Origin of the sequence: Lacisediminihabitans sp. H27-G8, from assembly GCF_046156175.1 — a bacterium.
Classification (GTDB): domain Bacteria; phylum Actinomycetota; class Actinomycetes; order Actinomycetales; family Microbacteriaceae; genus Lacisediminihabitans.
This window is the reverse complement of the sequence record NZ_JAYLVL010000002.1, coordinates 748,547-763,469: the sequence shown is the minus strand read 5'-3', so window position 1 is coordinate 763,469 and position 14,923 is coordinate 748,547. Positions and strand designations below refer to the sequence as shown.

The window sequence follows — 14,923 nt, the reverse complement described above, 5'->3', positions numbered from 1 at the left end:
CGCGGTGATCATTGGCGCCGCAGCGCGTAGTGCTCGCGCACGACGTCTTCCGCCGGCTTGCCGTAGACGCAGTAGTCGTCGTCGCTCGCCGCGTCTTCGAGGGCGTAGAGGCGCGGTGGCCAGTCCCAGAGCATGAAGCCCTGCACCCAGGGACGCTTCGCGCAGGTGTCGAAGGCGTCACGGTACCACTCGGCCTGCTCCGCACCGGAGACGGCGCCCTCGAGCGTCCAGTCGTTCGGCCGGGCGGCTGATCCGACCCTGCTCGGGCATCCGGATTCCATGAAGAAGAACGGCTTACCGGCACTCTCGACGACGGGTGCGATGCGGTCGAGCTGGGCATCCCAATCGCCGAGCGGGTAGTAGCCGCTCGACGAGATGATGTCGACGGCGTCCCACCAGGTCACCCTGTCTTCCTGGTACTTGTCGCAGTTGTAGGTGACGAGTCCGCCGTAGACGGCGCGTACGGCCGCGATGAGGGCACGCCACTCGGATTCCCTTTTATCGGTCTGCACCATCTCGCAGCCGACGCAGAGCATCTCGCAGCCCTCCTCTTCGGCGATGCGGGCGTAGTGCACCACGAACCGGGTGAAGGAGGCGAACCACTCGGCCCAGCTCGGCTCGCCCGGCACTTCCTCATCGAAGAAACCGATGAAGGCACGCCAGGTGCCATCGGCCACATTCACCACGGGCTTCAGGCAGACCTTGAGTCCGCGGGCCTTCGACTCGCGGATGGCCCAGCGCACCTCGTCATCGGTGACCGTCGGCTCGTCTCCGAAGCGGATCTCGGTGGACTGGGCAGTCGCCTGCAGCGCACCGAATGCGATCCCGACCCAGTTGACGTTGAGGTCGACCAGCTTGGACAGCGAGTCCTCTGCCTCCGCCGTTGCCCAGGTGCCACGCACGCCGGTCCATCCCCAGGTCATGCCGCAGAACTGCTCCGTCTTCACCTCGGTCATGAGGCGGCCACGAGCTGGTTCGCACTGCGCAGCACCGTCGGCTGGGACCAGGCGGAATCGTCGATCCGGGCTTCGGTGGTCACGGCCACGGTCACGCTCTCCCCGGGGAGAAGGGTGATGAGCTGGTCGTCCACTCTGGCGTCGCCATCGAGCTTGTCGACGAGCAGCGCCAGGTCGCGCACGAGGTTCGCGGCGGTCACGGTGACGGCGTATCCACCCGCGACGGAGGTCGCGGCGACGGTGAGCTGCGGTGCCTCGAGACGGGAATCGCGGTATTCGGCGAAGAACCAGAAGGCTCGTCGGCCACCGAGCGTCACTTCGAGCAGCTCGGATGCCACGTCATCCGGAGTCGTCACGGTGGAATCCACGTGAATCGTCGCGGTCGTGCGCGGCGGCGCGTCGACAGCGACGGCGGTCGAGGCGAGCTCCGTGCCATCGAACCGCAGTCGGCGAACGACCGCACTGCCCGACCAGGGCTCGTCGGTGTCGTTGGACGCGCTGGCGATGATCGCCTCGCCGCGGGGCTGGAAGCTGAGCATCCGATCCTCGTAGGCGTGCTTGATCGCGTAGAGCAAGGGCTTCGGGCGACCATCCCCGTCGACGGCCGCCCACGAGGTGACGGGCCAACAGTCATTGAGCTGCCAGACGATCGACCCCATGCACTTCGGAGCGAGGGAACGGAAGTGCTCAATCCCGGTCTGCACCGCCACCGCCTGGTTGAGCGACATCGCCCAGTGCCAGTCATCGATTTCGTCGGGCAGCGGAAGGTGCGCGACCAGACCATCGATGAGCTTGACGTTGCCGTCCTGCGCCTTCTGATGCACCAGCATCCCTGGAGACTCCGGGGTGAGTGGAGCGTCGGAGATCGACCGGGTCATGGTCGACCACGTCGGCGGACCCTGCCAGCCGAACTCGCCGACGAATCGCGGACTGTGATTGCGATAGTTGGGGTAATCCTCGCGGTTCCACAGGTCCCACAGGTGAACGGAGCCGTGTGCCGGGTCGTTCGGGTAGTGCTCATCGGTCGGAGAGAACGGACTGCTCGGCGTGTAACCGCGCGTGGGATCGAGTTCGGCGAGCAGAGACGGCAGCAGGTCGAGGTAGTAACCCAGACCCCAGCTGCGATCGCCGAGCCTCTTCTCCCAGCCCCATTCCTGGTAGCCCCAGATGTTCTCGTTGCTTCCATTCCAGACGACCAGGCTCGCATGCGGCATGAGGCGCACGATGTTGTCCCGTGCCTCGGCCTCGACCTCGGAGCGCATCGGTTCTTCCTCGCTGTAGGCCGCACAGGCGAAGAGGAAGTCCTGCCAGGAGAGCATGCCGCTCTCGTCGCAGACGTCGTAGAAGTCGTTGCTTTCGTAGATTCCCCCACCCCAGACCCGCAGCAGGTTGATATTGGCGTGGGCTGCTTGAGCGATGCGCTCCTCATACCGCGCCCGGCTCACCCGGTGAGGAAAAGCGTCATCCGGAATCCAATTGGCACCCTTGATGTAGATCGGACGATCGTTGATGAGGATCGTGAATGGCGTGCCCGATTCATCCGGTGTCGTGTCGATGCTCACGGTGCGGAATCCGATACGACTGTGCCAGGAGTCGACGTCGACCTCGCCGTCCTGGAGCACCACGTCGAGGTCGTAGAGCGGATGCTCGCCGTGACCGATCGGCCACCAGCGCTCGGCATCCGGCACCACGATCCGCGCCTCGGCGACCGTCTCGCCTTGCCCGAACGCCACGGTGGATGACACGGCGCCGACGGTCACCAGCGCAGAGTACTGGGATGTCGCAGAAGCCGCGATCTCGATCCGAACCGTGGCGACGCCGTCGGTTCCGTCCACCGAGACCACCGGGCGAACGGAATCGAGCCGCGTGCCCGACCAGCTCTGTAGGGTGACCGGACGCCAGAGGCCGACCGTCGCGGTGTCCGGTCCCCAGTCCCACCCGAAGCTACAGGCCATCTTGCGGATCGAATTGTAGGGGTGGTGGTTGACGTGGGGACGGTAACCCTGCGCGAGACTCTCACGGTCCGCATACCTCACCGGGGACTCGAATCTGACAGTGAGCTCGTTGTCGCCCTCGGCGAGCAATGAGCGAACATCCAGCCGATAGGTGCGGTGCATGTTACGGGTCTCGGCGATCATCGTGCCATTGAGTTCGACGCGCGCCACGGTGTCGAGCCCCTCGAAGACGAGCTCGACGTTCTGCGCCCCCTCGTCGTTCCACTGGAATGTGGTGCTGTACTCCCAATCGGAGGCGCCGATCCAGGCCTGCAGGCGTTCGTGATCGTCGAGGTAGGGGTCTTCGATGATTCCGGCGGCGAGGAGATCGGTGTGGATGCTGCCCGGTACGGTTGCGCGAATCGATCGGCCTTCGACGGCGGGGTCCATTGCTCCCCCGACGGCCTCGACGGCCCATCCATCGTGCAGCGGTCGTATCGTCTTCGACGTCACGACCGACGTTGTGGTGCTGGTCATTTGGTTGCCCCCTGGGTGAAGCCGTTGTAGATGAATCGTTGAAGCACGAGAAAGATAATGAGTGTCGGGATGATGACGAGCAATGCCCCGGCCGAGATGATCTGCCATTGCGAGCCATAGGGCCCCTTGAAGGCGAACAGCGCGGTCGAAATCACCGCATTCTCTGGCGACGGCGCGTAGAGGAACGCCTGGTAGAACTCGTTGTAGATCGCGATGCCCTTGATGATGACGACGGTCGCGATTGCAGGCTTCAGCAGGGGCAGGATGACCCGCCAGTAGATGGTGAACTTGTTGGCGCCATCGAGCATCGCCGCTTCATCCACATCCTTCGGAATCGACTGCATGAACTGCACGAAGATGTAGATGGAGATGATGTCGGTTCCGAGATTCAGCGCGATCAACGACCACAGGCTGTCGTAGAGGCCGAGACCATTGACGATTTGGAAGGTCGCGACCTGGGTCGTGACGCTTGGCACGAGGGTCGCGACGAGGAAGAGCCCGATCACCACCTTCTTGAACCGGAACTCGAATCGGTCGACCGCGTAGGCCGTCATGGAGCCGATCACGATGGTTCCGAACAGCGAGACGATGAGGACGAATGTGGTGTTTCGGAAGCCGACCGCCATATTGCCGTCGGTGAAGGCTGTGACGAAGTTGCTGAAGTTGAACCAGTCCTTCGGAAGCTGCAACGGGCCGCTCGTCGCGAACTCGCGCTTGGTCTTGAACGCGGTGATGACCAGTACGACCAATGGGAGCAGCGTTACGGCGCTGGCGACGGTGAGGATGACATATTTCGATACCGCACCGCCGACCATGCCCGCGCGCCCCTGCCGGGATCTCAGCGGCACCGCCGCCCGTCCCCGGGATTTGGCGCGAGTTGTCGTTGTCGTCATGTCAGGTTCACCTCGTCGTCCGGTACCAGTCTTCGTTGGATGATGGTCACGATCAGCACGATGATCAGCAGTACGACTGCCATCGCAGATGCGAGACCCACCTGGCGATAGGTGAAGGCCTGTTGAATCGTCTGGATCACGAAGGTCTTGCTGCCGTTCGTACCGCCCGTCACGATGAAGGGGATCTCGAATACCGAGAGGCTGCCGGAGATCGCGAGGATGAACGAGAGGCTGATGATGCGCTTGATCCCCGGGAGGATGATGAACCTGAACTGTTGCGTCTTGTTCGCACCGTCGAGGTCGGCAGCCTCGTAGAGGGACGCGGGGATGGACTGGATCGCTCCGAGGAACAGGATGAAACTGAGCCCGGTATAGCGCCAGATCGACGTCGATGCCAGCGAGATGTTCACCACGTCGGGATTACCCAGCCACTGCACCGAGAGCTGTTGGAGACCGACGAGCTTGAGCACACTGTCGAGAGTGCCGTTCGGCTGGAAGAAGTAGAGGAACATGAGCCCGATGGCGACGCCGTTGAGCAGCGTCGGGAAGAACAGGATGCCCTTGAACAGGTTTCGGAACCGCGTGCTGAAACTCAGAACTGTGGCGAAGTAGAGGGCGAATCCCATCTGAAGGAACGACGCCACGATGTAGTAGAGGCTGACGAGGAAGACCTGGAGGAATGCCGGCTTCGTGAAGATGTCGATGTAGTTCTGGAGGCCGATGAAGTTCTTGGTGAGGTCGATGCCGTCCCAGTCCGTGACGCTGTACCAGAACAGGTTCAGCGCGGGAACGTAGGTGAATACGAGCAGGAAGGCGAGTGGGGCGATGAGAAAGAGGTACGGCGTGATCTTGCGCTGACGCACCCCCTTGCGCGGTGGAGTCGCGTGCTGCTCCACCGAATCAAGGGGTGCGCCGGCAGTGGGGAGAATTCCCCCGGTAGTGCCAGTCACTTGGGACATCGTGCCTGTCCTTCCGGGGGAATCCCCCCACAACTACTCTGTTGGTTGGTCGAATTCTTTACTGCGGGTCGTCGATCGTTACGACTTCACGCTAGCGAGCGCATCCGCCCACTGCTTGTTGAGGTCCGCGAAGTAGGACTTCATGTCACCGGGTGCAGCACCGCGAGCGATATCCACCAGCTTCTGGCGGTAGAGCATGCCGAAGAGGTCGATCTGCGCCTTGTTGTAGATGTCCGAGTCGAGAGTCGGGTTCTTCGCGGCGTTCAGCTCGACGTACTGAACGTCGGCATCGGTGAAGTCCTGAAGCGTGGACGGGTTCTTCGCACCGACGAGCGGCGAGAGGGCACCGGAGTCCGCGGCGAAGGTCGACTTCGTGGTAAACCACTTGACCCACGCAAGCGCGGCCGGCTTGTTCTTGGAGTTCACGTTCACTGCGACGTTGACGTCACCGCCGATGTTCGAGTGGAACTTGCCATCGGTCTGGTACGGCATCGGCATGAATCCGATGTCGGCCGGATCCGCTCCAGCATCCTTCGCGGCCTGCTGGAACTGCACGATCGCCCATGATCCGAGAACGGCGGTTGCCACTTTGCCTGTGGCAAGCATGCCCTTCGACCCTTCCCACGCGGTGGTGGTCGGGTCGGGCTCGCTCAAGCCGTCGTGCACAACCGTGTAGAGCAGCGCATCGGTGGTGTACTGCTCCGTTCCCGAGGTCCAGGGCGCCTTGTCCTTGTCGCGATCGGCGACCACGTTCACGTTGCCGGAGAAGCCCTGCTGGCCCTGCCAGCTGCCGAGAGGCCAGCCGTCCTTGTAGTTGGTGTAGTACGGGATCGCGTCGGTCTTGCTCTTGATGAGCTTGAGGTCGGCGATGAATTCATCGGGGGTCTTCGGCAGGCTGGTGACGCCCGCCTCCTTCCACACCCGCTTGTTGTAGACGATGCCGTTCGCGTTGCCGAAGGTGGGCATGCCGTACTGCTTGCCCTTGTAAGACTTGTCGTTGAGGAATCGGTACTTCTCCTTGAGCTTCGCCGTGTCACCGAGCGGCTCGAAGAACTGTGGAAGCTGGTTGGGGGTCACGGATGCCGGGATGCCGAGCACGTCGCCGTAGTTCTTGGTGCTGAGGCGGGTGGTCACCTGGCCTTCGTAGTCCGTGATGCCCTGCACTTTCACATTCACCTTGGGGTAGATCTTCTCGAACGCCGCGGTATATCCGGCGAAGGTCTTGTCTTTGATGAGGTCGGTGCGGTTGGTGAGCACCGTGATGTCGCCCGAGGGCGTTCCTCCGGTGGATCCGCCACCCGCCGAGCATCCGGCAAGCAGTAGGGCGGATATCGCCACTGCCGCGATTGCGATGTGCTTCTTTGCCATCTCTTGGTCTCCAGATCTGTGTCGCCCTTGACGAGACAGCGCCGTCGCCAAGTTGCGCTGCGTTCGTGTAGTGCACGCCGTCCCGGACGACGCTAAGCCACGAATGCGCCATCGTCAAGCCTCAATGTCAGCGTTGACATGAATTGGTTGCAGACTCACAATTTTACAGTTGAGCAGAAATATTGCTGGTCATCTGCTGATTTATGGCGAATATCTCCTCGATCAGCTCGTTCCAGACAAAGAGGACGATTATCAAATGTCCACGCTGTCATCTTGTGGTGGGCAGTCCGAGCGGTGTTACTGTTGCTGCATGATCGACCCGATGGTGAGCACACAGGCGGAGCTGACGCCCGAGCTCGACCGCGCGTCGATCTCCCTCACCACTCCTGTTACGCCCTCTATCCCGGCATCGACACCCGCGTCAGCGGCCCAGTCCCGCGCCACACTCGCCGATGTCGGGCGACTCGCCGGTGTGAGCCCCAAGACGGTCTCGCGAGTGGTTCTGGGGAGCAGCAACGTGTCGCACGAGACGCGCGAGAAGGTACTGGCGGCGGCCCGTTCCTTGAGATTCCGGCCCAATCATCTCGCTCGCAACCTCCGCCACGGGAGTGTGACGAACACGGTGGCATTCGTCATCGGTGACCTCACGAACCCGTTCTACTTCCTGGTCGCGGCAGGCATCGAGCGAGAGCTCGCTCGCCACGGGCTCATGATGATCCTCGCTGCGACCGACGATGATCCAGCAAGTGAAGAGCGGGTCGTCGAGACCCTGCTCAAGCAGCGCGTCCGCGCACTGCTCATGGTGCCGATTGCATCAGACCAGGCCTACCTCGAAGGCGAGCGGCAGCTCGGTACCCCGGTGGTCTGCATCGACCGGCCGGCTCACAATCTCATCGCCGATTCGGTGGTGCTCGAGAACTTCGAGGGCACCGCCCACGCGGTGCGGGGGCTGATCCGCGCCGGACATCGTCGCATCGCTTTCGTCTGCAGCCCGGCATCCCTCTACACACATCAAGAACGGTTGCGCGGATACCGCCAGGCGCTCCGCGAAGCCGGCATCCTCGACTCTTCTCCCTGGGAGCGGCTGGAAGACGCCGACGGACCCACGGCCGAAGAGTCGGTGCGCGACCTCCTCTCGATGGCCGAGCCTCCGACTGCGATAGTCGCCGGCAACAACCGCGCCAGTTCCGGGGTGGTGCGCGCTCTGCGCAACCACTTCGACCAGGTGGCATACATCGGCTTCGACGACTTCGAACTCGCGGATGCCGCGGGCATCAGTGTGATCGCGTACGACCCCGCCGAACTCGGGCGTCAGGCCGCCCGTCTCGTCGTCGCCCGCCTCGACGACCCGATCGGCCCGCCCCAGCAGATCGAGATTCCCACCCACCTGATCCAGCGCGGTTCCGGCGAGCTCGTGGTCGCCCGCGACTAGCCGCTCACTGCCATCGCAGAAAGGACTGTTCACGCATGCCCGATTTCCGAGAAGAACCGCCCATCTCCGTCATTGTCTGGGGGGAGAATCGCCACGAGCAGACCGAACCCTCGATCGCCGCGCGATATCCGCGCGGAATGCACGGAGCCATCCAGGAGGGGATAGAGGAGAATCTCGGATCCCGCGCGGAGGTGTCGACGGCAACGCTCGATGATCCCGAGCACGGTCTCACCGAGGAGCGCCTCGCCTCAGCCGACGTACTGGTCTGGTGGGGACACGCGGCGCACGGCGAGGTGTCGGATGAGATCGTCGATCGCGTTCATCGTCACGTGCTGTCCGGGCTCGGCCTGATCGTGCTGCACTCCGGCCATTTCTCCAAGATCTTCCAGAAGCTCATGGGCACCTCGTGCTCGCTCCGGTGGAGGGGCGAGATCGACCGCGAGCTGGTGTGGACCGTCGACCCGACCCATCCGATCGCCCAGGGAATCTCCCAGCCGATCATCATCGAGCAACAGGAGATGTACGGTGAGTTCTTCGACATCCCGACTCCCGACGAACTGATCTTCATCTCGTCGTTCAGCGGTGGCGAGGTGTTTCGCAGCGGCTGCACCTGGAAGCGCGGCCACGGTCGTATCTTCTTCTTCAGCCCGGGCGACCAGGAATATCCCGTGTACTTTCACGGCGACGTGCGTCGCGTGATCGCCAACGGCGTCGAGTGGGCGAAAACAGACCGGCCGGATCGCGAGCCACCACGACTCAGCCGTGTCTACAGCGGAGAGTTCTTCCCGGAATTCGGTGCGGACGGCAATGCGATCAAGGGAACTGTGGCGAAGTGAAGGCCTTCGCGACGCTCCACGATGCGAGCTCACCGGTGCGTGTCATCCAGGTAGGAGCCGGGGGAATGGGGCGCGTCTGGCTCCAGCTGCTCAATGACTCACCCGAGGTCGAACTGGTCGGACTCGTCGACCTCGACCTCGACGCTGCTCGGCATGCTCTCGCGGAACTCGGCCGGCCGGATGTCGCGGTCGCCACCGGTCTCTCGGACATCGCCGAGTCCACCGGCGCCCAGGCCGTCGTGAACGTGACGGTTCCGGTAGCCCACCATCCGGTCAACGTCGAGGCCATGTTCGCCGGACTCCCGGTGCTGTGCGAGAAGCCGATCGCGCCGACAGTGAGCCAGGCGCTGTCGCTCGCGGCGGCATCCGAGGTATCCGGGCAGTTGCTGATGACGAGCCAATCTCGGCGCTACTACCCGGTTCTCGCCGAGTTCAAGAACAGCCTTGGAGCGTTGGGCGAGGTGGGTATCGCCACCACCGAATTCTTCATGGCTCCGCGCTTCGGCGGTTTTCGCGACTCGATGGACCATCCGCTCCTGCTCGACATGTCGATCCACGCGTTCGATGTCGCCCGCTACCTTCTGGATTCCGACCCGGTCTCCGTCTATTGCGACAGTTTCAATCCGACGTGGAGCTGGTACGCCGGGGACGCCGCGACGACCGCGATCTTCGAATTCGAGGGCGGGGTGAGGTACACCTTCGTCGGCAGCTGGTGCAGTCCGGGCTTGGAGACATCCTGGAACGGCTCCTGGCGCATCAGCGGGTCGACGGGCTCGGCGACCTGGGACGGCGAGACGATGCCGACCGTGGAAGCCGAAAATTCGGCACCGGGGCGCCAGAATGCGGATGCCGTGCCGGGGCTCGAGACCATCGCCGGCTCCCTCGCGGAGTTCGTGCAATCGATCCGCACCGGGCGGGTGCCGTCGGGCGAAGTGCACTCCAACATCCTGAGCCTCGCGATGGTGGAGGCCGCTGTGCAGTCCGCCGAGAGGGGTGAACGGATCATCATCGAAACCATGCTCGAAGAGTCGTATCGCGACGCCATAGCCGCGGAGAAGCGAGCGGATGTCTCGGCGGCTCTCTCCGGCTGGGGCTCCGCTCGAGCGGGGCTCGCGGCCGCCACTGAGGAGACGAAGTGACTTTTCTCCCGGTCAATCCGAACTCGACCCCCGCGGCGCGGCACCTGCTCGACCGGATCTCCGCACTCGGCGGAGAGCGCGTCCTGAGCGGTCAGCACAACACCCCTCGGGAGCTGTCGTTCTACAGCGACCAGGCAGAGGAGATCACGGGCTCCTACCCGGCTATCTGGGGCCAGGACTTCGGATTCTCTGAAGTCGGCGATATGGACGGCATCAATTTTCGCCAGGCCGTGATCGACGAGGCGAAGAAGCAACATGCGGCGGGGTCGATCATCACCCTCATGTGGCATGCGGTGCGTCCGACCGAGGAGGAGCCGGTCACCTTCCTCGACAGCATCTGTAACGGCATGCTCGACCAACACGATTGGGATGACCTGCTGACCGAGGGCACGCAGATCCACTCCCGTTGGCTTCGCCAGGTGGATGTGATCGCGGCCTTCCTCGCGCAGCTGCGCGACGCGGACATCCCCGTATTGTGGCGCCCGTACCACGAGCTGAATGGCGACTGGTTCTGGTGGGGCGGCCGTGAAGGGCCCCGGGGTTACGCAGCGCTCTACCGGCAGCTCTACGAGCGGTTCGTGTCGGTGCATCACCTCGACAACCTGGTCTGGGTGTGGAACACCAATGCCCCGCGAAGCGACGCCGCCCCCTACTCCGGGTTCTATCCGGGGCACGATGTCGTCGACATCCTCGCCGCCGATGTGTACGCGAACGACTATCTGCAGTCTCACCACGATGAGTTGCGGGATCTCGCGGAGGGTCGCCCGATCGCCCTCGGTGAGGTCGGCGTGCTTCCCACCCCCGAGATCCTCGACAGCCAGAGCGGGTGGGCGTGGTTCATGACCTGGACGACATTCCTCACCCAGGAAAACGAGCCGGACGCGGTACGGCGGCTCTTCGCCGACCCGCGCATGCTGCACCGCGGCTCCGAGAATCGCTAGCCTTCGGCGGTATCGCCGCAGCACCGACCGTGCCCGCGATCTTTAGCATGGCTAATAAGCTATGCTAAGTAAATATGCCTGACGAACCCAGCGACGACCAAGACCTCCGGCTCGCCATCCAGCGACTCGCCCGCCGCATCCGCTCCATGCAGGCCGACGACGAGGTGACCGAGGGCCAGCGTGCGGTGCTGTTCGCGCTGGCGAAGTCCGGAACGCAGAGCCTCGGCTCGCTGAGCGAGCACGAGCGCGTGACGCCCCCGAGCATGAATCGCACCATCAATGCAATGGTCGAGCTCGGCCTGGTGACGCGGGAAACCGCGCCGGATGACGCTCGCAAGGTGTGCCTGGACCTCTCGCCGGCCGGGGAGGCCTTCGTCAGCGAAACCCGCCGGCGCCGGGACGCCTGGTTCACGACCCGGCTCGATGCCCTGCCTTCAGAGCAGCGGCGAATGTTGAGGCAGGTCGCCCCGATCCTGCGGGACCTGGCCGACAATTGAGCGCGATGTTCCGCTCGCTGAGCGGCTTCAATTACCGCGTCTGGGCGGCCGGTGCGCTGGTCTCCAATGTGGGCACCTGGATGCAGCGCACGGCCCAGGACTGGATCGTGCTGACCCAGCTCACCGATCACGATGCGGCCGCGGTAGGATTCGTGATGGCCCTGCAGTTCGGACCCCAGCTGCTGCTGCTGCCGCTCACCGGACTCGTTGCCGACCGCTTCGACCAGCGCAAGATCCTCATGGTCACCCAGGCGGCCGGAGGAGTGCTCGGGCTCGGGCTCGGCATCCTCACCGTCACCGGTGCGGTGCAGCTCTGGCACGTCTACGTCTTCGCCGCGCTCCTCGGCATCGTCGCGGCATTCGACGCTCCGGCGCGGCAGACCTTCGTATCCCAGCTGGTCGGCGGAGCCAACCTCTCGAACGCTGTCGCGCTCAACTCGGCATCCTTCAGTGCGGCGAGGATGATCGGACCCGCCGTCGCGGGACTGCTCACCGCGGCAGTCGGCGCGGGCTGGGTCTTCCTGATCAACGGCGCGTCCTTCGGCGCTGTATTGGTCTCGCTGCTGTTCCTGAGGGTCGGCGAATTGCAGCGCTCGGCGCGGGCGTCGTCGAAGAAGGGAAACCTGCTCGAGGGCTTCCGCTACGTGCGGTCCCGGCCCGACATCCTGGTGATCCTGGTGATGGTCTTCCTCATCGGCACCTTCGGGCTCAACTTCCCCATCTTCATCTCGACCATGGCGACCACCGTCTTCCACAAGGGGGCCGCGGAATTCGGGGTGCTCTCCTCGGTGATGGCAATCGGATCCGTGATCGGCGCGCTGCTCTCGGCGCGGCGGGACAAGCCACGGCTGCGCTTCCTGTTCGCGGCATCCGCGGTGTTCGGCGGCGCGGCCACCGTCGCCGCCCTGATGCCGACCTACTGGGGATTCGCCGTCGCCCTCGCCGCCGTCGGCCTCGCCGCTCAGACCATGATGACGACCGCCAACGGAGCGGTGCAGCTCTCCACCCCGGAACGACTGCGCGGCAGGGTGATGGCCATCTACATGGCGATCTTCATGGGCGGCACACCGATCGGCGCCCCGATCGTCGGCTGGGTCGCGAACGAATTCGGGCCGCGCTGGGCGCTCGGCGTCGGTGCGGCATCCGGAATCGCGGCAACGCTCGTCGGCCTGTTGTGGCTCGTGAAGTATCGCCACCTGCGCATGCACTACGCGGATCGGCGCCTGAGCCTCTCCCATGACGGCCGCCGCCGCGCCGCGGACCTCGCCGCGGAGGATCTCGCAGCGACGGAGATCGTCACCGCTGAGGTCACCTCTCAGAAGGGCTGACGCCACCTCCGGTGGTCCCGGCTGGCGGCACCGCCGAGGCACGGGAACAGAACGTCCGACCGATTATGCCGCGGACGCCATCCGCGGCATGGTGACGGTGACGGTGGTGCCGCCGGCGACATGGTCGCTCGTGAGAGTGATGCGACCGCCGTGTCGCTCGACGAGCGACTTGACGATCGGCAGGCCAAGACCGGTGCCAGGGATCACCCGAAGGGCTTCCGCCGGCGAACGGTAGAACCGCTCGAACACCCTCTCCACGTCTTCGGGCGGGATGCCCGGTCCGGTGTCGCTGATCACGAGCTGCACCTCCTGGTCGGTGCAGGAGGTCGCGACATCCACCTCCCCGCCCGGATGGGAGAACTTGATCGCATTGGACAGGATGTTCGAGACGATCCGCGTGAGGTCGTGCGACACGGACTGCACCCACGGCGACTGCCGGTCGAGGGAGATCGTGACGACCACTCCACGCGACTTCGCCGTAGTGGACTGCTCCTGCACACAGTCCCGGATGACCTCGTGGAGGTCGACGGCCTTCGAGGCCTTCACCGGGCTGCTCGCGCTCATGCTGCCGAGCTCGAGCAGGTCCTCGACCAGGTCGGCGAGCCGCCGGGCGTTGCGCTGGATCACCGTGACGTACTCCCGCAGCTCGGGTTCGGCGACCGCGTCTTCCATGACCTCGGAGAACCCGAGGATGCTCGTGATCGGTGTGCGCAGCTCGTGGCTCACCGACGAGACGAAGTCGTCCTTCTGGCGGTTGAGATCGCGCAGCTGGTCGACGAGTTCCTGCTCGTGTTCGAGCGCCTTCTGATTCGCCAGCTGGGCCTCGTAGCGCTCCGTGATATCGACGAACTGCGCGGTGATCACGCCCTGGTCGAACTCGGAGTTGCGGGTGCTGAGGAAGTACTGCACGCGACGACCGCCCCGGGTCGTCAACTCCCCACGCTGCTCCGAGCGGCCGCTCCTGCGATAGGCGTCGAAGATCTGCGTTGCCGGATCCCGGCGCGACAACCGCACGACGCCCCCGGGACCGAGATCCTCGACGTCGCCGGCGAGCGCGGGCCATTCGAGCATCTCGGAGGCGGCATCGTTGCCGAGAAGCACACGCACCTCCGGGAAGCGGACCGCCTGGATGATGAGCAACCCCACCTGCACCCCGACGAGGCCGCCGCGCAGCAGTTCGCCCCTGGTTTGCACCTGCTCGGCAAGACGCTCCCGTTCGAGGCGTCCCGCGCCGAAGAAGATGATCGTGCCGGCCTGGGCGATGAGGAAGACCTGGAGCATCTGGTTCGTCACGCTCACACCCGCAATCTCCGCCCTGGCGAACGGCCCACCCCCGGCCGCCGTCAACTCGACGGTGAGCACCGCGGTCAGGAGCAGCTCGATGATCACGAACCCGTAGCTGAAGTTGAAGGCGGCCCAGGACAGCACCGGCAGCGAGAGGAAGGCGAGAGGCAGGGCATTCGCCGGAGAGAACACGAAGCCGACGACGACGAAGGTGACGACGATCTGCACTGCGAGCTCGAGTCGATTGCGCGAGACATCACCCCCGTACACCACGAGTGTCGGCGGCACCACGACGATCACGGCGGCTGCATGGGACGCCATCACCGCGACGAAGGTCTCGACGAACTGTCCACCCTCAAGCACCACGACCGTGGCGCCGGCCAATACCCCGATCACCAGTGCCCCTGCGACGGTAGCGATCAGCAGCCGCGCGACATCGGACATCCGCGCCAGTGCCGGTGCGCCGGTGCCGTGGGAGACTATCGCGCCGACAACCAGGGCCTCGCAGGCGTTGGCGATCCCGAAGGCGATCGAGAGGGACAACGGCCGGCCGGCCGCGTAGTTCGATCCCATGGTGACCAGCCCGACGAGTGCCGAAACCGCCCATCTCTGCTTGCGCGCGCAGAGCACCGCGACGACTCCGGCACCCGCCGCCGGCCACCAGGCCGCCGTCTGGGAGGTCGGGGGCGTCAGCACGACAGCCGCCATGCCGAGCACATAGGTGAGAACGAGCAGGCCGGCGATGATCGCAAACCGCTGGGGCGCGCCGAGTGCGCGCACCAGTCTCACTGCATTCTTACGTGATCGCACGACTCTCCC

General features: G+C 64.5%; 12 protein-coding genes. 6 read left to right on the top strand and 6 right to left on the bottom strand.

Features of this window, described 5'->3' with window-relative positions:
• Positions 1 to 8 precede the first annotated feature (8 nt).
• The 5 genes from VLI63_RS08420 to VLI63_RS08400 form a co-directional block, all read right to left on the bottom strand.
• Positions 9 to 956 carry a glycoside hydrolase family 113 gene (locus tag VLI63_RS08420; RefSeq protein ID WP_409156400.1) on the bottom strand — a complete coding sequence of 316 codons (948 nt, stop codon included), beginning with the start codon at positions 954 to 956 and terminating at the stop codon, positions 9 to 11.
• On the bottom strand, positions 953 to 3,427 hold the full coding sequence (locus VLI63_RS08415) for a glycosyl hydrolase 2 galactose-binding domain-containing protein (protein WP_409156399.1): 2,475 nt from the start codon (positions 3,425 to 3,427) through the stop codon (positions 953 to 955). Before VLI63_RS08415 ends, VLI63_RS08420 begins: the two co-directional genes overlap by 4 nt.
• A complete protein-coding gene (locus VLI63_RS08410; protein WP_409156398.1) occupies positions 3,424 to 4,320 on the bottom strand; it encodes a carbohydrate ABC transporter permease in 897 nt (298 codons plus the stop codon). The genes VLI63_RS08415 and VLI63_RS08410 overlap by 4 nt, the downstream gene beginning before the upstream one ends.
• Positions 4,317 to 5,279, bottom strand: coding sequence for a carbohydrate ABC transporter permease (locus tag VLI63_RS08405; RefSeq protein WP_409156397.1), 963 nt, complete (start codon positions 5,277 to 5,279; stop codon positions 4,317 to 4,319). Before VLI63_RS08405 ends, VLI63_RS08410 begins: the two co-directional genes overlap by 4 nt.
• A gap of 78 nt (positions 5,280 to 5,357) precedes the next feature.
• Positions 5,358 to 6,647, bottom strand: a complete 1,290-nt coding sequence (locus tag VLI63_RS08400) for an ABC transporter substrate-binding protein (RefSeq protein ID WP_409156396.1) — start codon at positions 6,645 to 6,647, stop codon at positions 5,358 to 5,360.
• Between the two features lie 310 nt (positions 6,648 to 6,957).
• On the opposite strand from VLI63_RS08400, the gene VLI63_RS08395 reads away from it, so the two are divergent.
• The 6 genes from VLI63_RS08395 (at position 6,958) to VLI63_RS08370 (ending at position 12,820) form a co-directional block, all read left to right on the top strand.
• Positions 6,958 to 8,079 carry a LacI family DNA-binding transcriptional regulator gene (locus VLI63_RS08395; protein WP_409156395.1) on the top strand — a complete coding sequence of 374 codons (1,122 nt, stop codon included), beginning with the start codon at positions 6,958 to 6,960 and terminating at the stop codon, positions 8,077 to 8,079.
• 35 nt (positions 8,080 to 8,114) lie between these two features.
• Positions 8,115 to 8,915 (top strand): ThuA domain-containing protein, encoded by an 801-nt coding sequence (locus VLI63_RS08390; protein WP_409156394.1) that lies wholly within the window; start codon positions 8,115 to 8,117, stop codon positions 8,913 to 8,915.
• Positions 8,912 to 10,054, top strand: a complete 1,143-nt coding sequence (locus VLI63_RS08385) for a Gfo/Idh/MocA family protein (protein WP_409156393.1) — start codon at positions 8,912 to 8,914, stop codon at positions 10,052 to 10,054. Before VLI63_RS08390 ends, VLI63_RS08385 begins: the two co-directional genes overlap by 4 nt.
• Positions 10,051 to 10,995 (top strand): glycosyl hydrolase, encoded by a 945-nt coding sequence (locus VLI63_RS08380; protein ID WP_409156391.1) that lies wholly within the window; start codon positions 10,051 to 10,053, stop codon positions 10,993 to 10,995. Before VLI63_RS08385 ends, VLI63_RS08380 begins: the two co-directional genes overlap by 4 nt.
• A gap of 74 nt (positions 10,996 to 11,069) precedes the next feature.
• Entirely contained in the window at positions 11,070 to 11,492 is a 423-nt protein-coding gene (locus tag VLI63_RS08375) for a MarR family winged helix-turn-helix transcriptional regulator (RefSeq protein WP_409156390.1), read from the top strand.
• Between the two features lie 5 nt (positions 11,493 to 11,497).
• Positions 11,498 to 12,820, top strand: coding sequence for an MFS transporter (locus VLI63_RS08370; RefSeq protein WP_409156389.1), 1,323 nt, complete (start codon positions 11,498 to 11,500; stop codon positions 12,818 to 12,820).
• Positions 12,821 to 12,883: 63 nt separating this feature from the next.
• On the opposite strand, the gene VLI63_RS08365 is transcribed toward VLI63_RS08370, so the two are convergent.
• The gene (locus tag VLI63_RS08365; RefSeq protein ID WP_409156387.1) at positions 12,884 to 14,893 is read right to left on the bottom strand and encodes an ATP-binding protein; all 2,010 of its coding nucleotides are present in this window, start codon (positions 14,891 to 14,893) and stop codon (positions 12,884 to 12,886) included.
• Positions 14,894 to 14,923 lie beyond the last annotated feature (30 nt).

Excerpts from the sequence above, each read along its gene's own strand:
- VLI63_RS08375 (WP_409156390.1), top strand. The coding sequence starts at position 11,070 with ATGCCTGACGAACCCAGCGACGACCAAGACCTCCGGCTCGCCATCCAG.
- VLI63_RS08410 (WP_409156398.1), bottom strand. The coding sequence starts at position 4,320 with ATGACGACAACGACAACTCGCGCCAAATCCCGGGGACGGGCGGCGGTG.
- VLI63_RS08390 (WP_409156394.1), top strand. The coding sequence starts at position 8,115 with ATGCCCGATTTCCGAGAAGAACCGCCCATCTCCGTCATTGTCTGGGGG.
- VLI63_RS08395 (WP_409156395.1), top strand. The coding sequence starts at position 6,958 with ATGATCGACCCGATGGTGAGCACACAGGCGGAGCTGACGCCCGAGCTC.
- VLI63_RS08420 (WP_409156400.1), bottom strand. The coding sequence starts at position 956 with ATGACCGAGGTGAAGACGGAGCAGTTCTGCGGCATGACCTGGGGATGG.
- VLI63_RS08400 (WP_409156396.1), bottom strand. The coding sequence starts at position 6,647 with ATGGCAAAGAAGCACATCGCAATCGCGGCAGTGGCGATATCCGCCCTA.
- VLI63_RS08415 (WP_409156399.1), bottom strand. The coding sequence starts at position 3,427 with ATGACCAGCACCACAACGTCGGTCGTGACGTCGAAGACGATACGACCG.
- VLI63_RS08370 (WP_409156389.1), top strand. The coding sequence starts at position 11,498 with ATGTTCCGCTCGCTGAGCGGCTTCAATTACCGCGTCTGGGCGGCCGGT.
- VLI63_RS08405 (WP_409156397.1), bottom strand. The coding sequence starts at position 5,279 with ATGTCCCAAGTGACTGGCACTACCGGGGGAATTCTCCCCACTGCCGGC.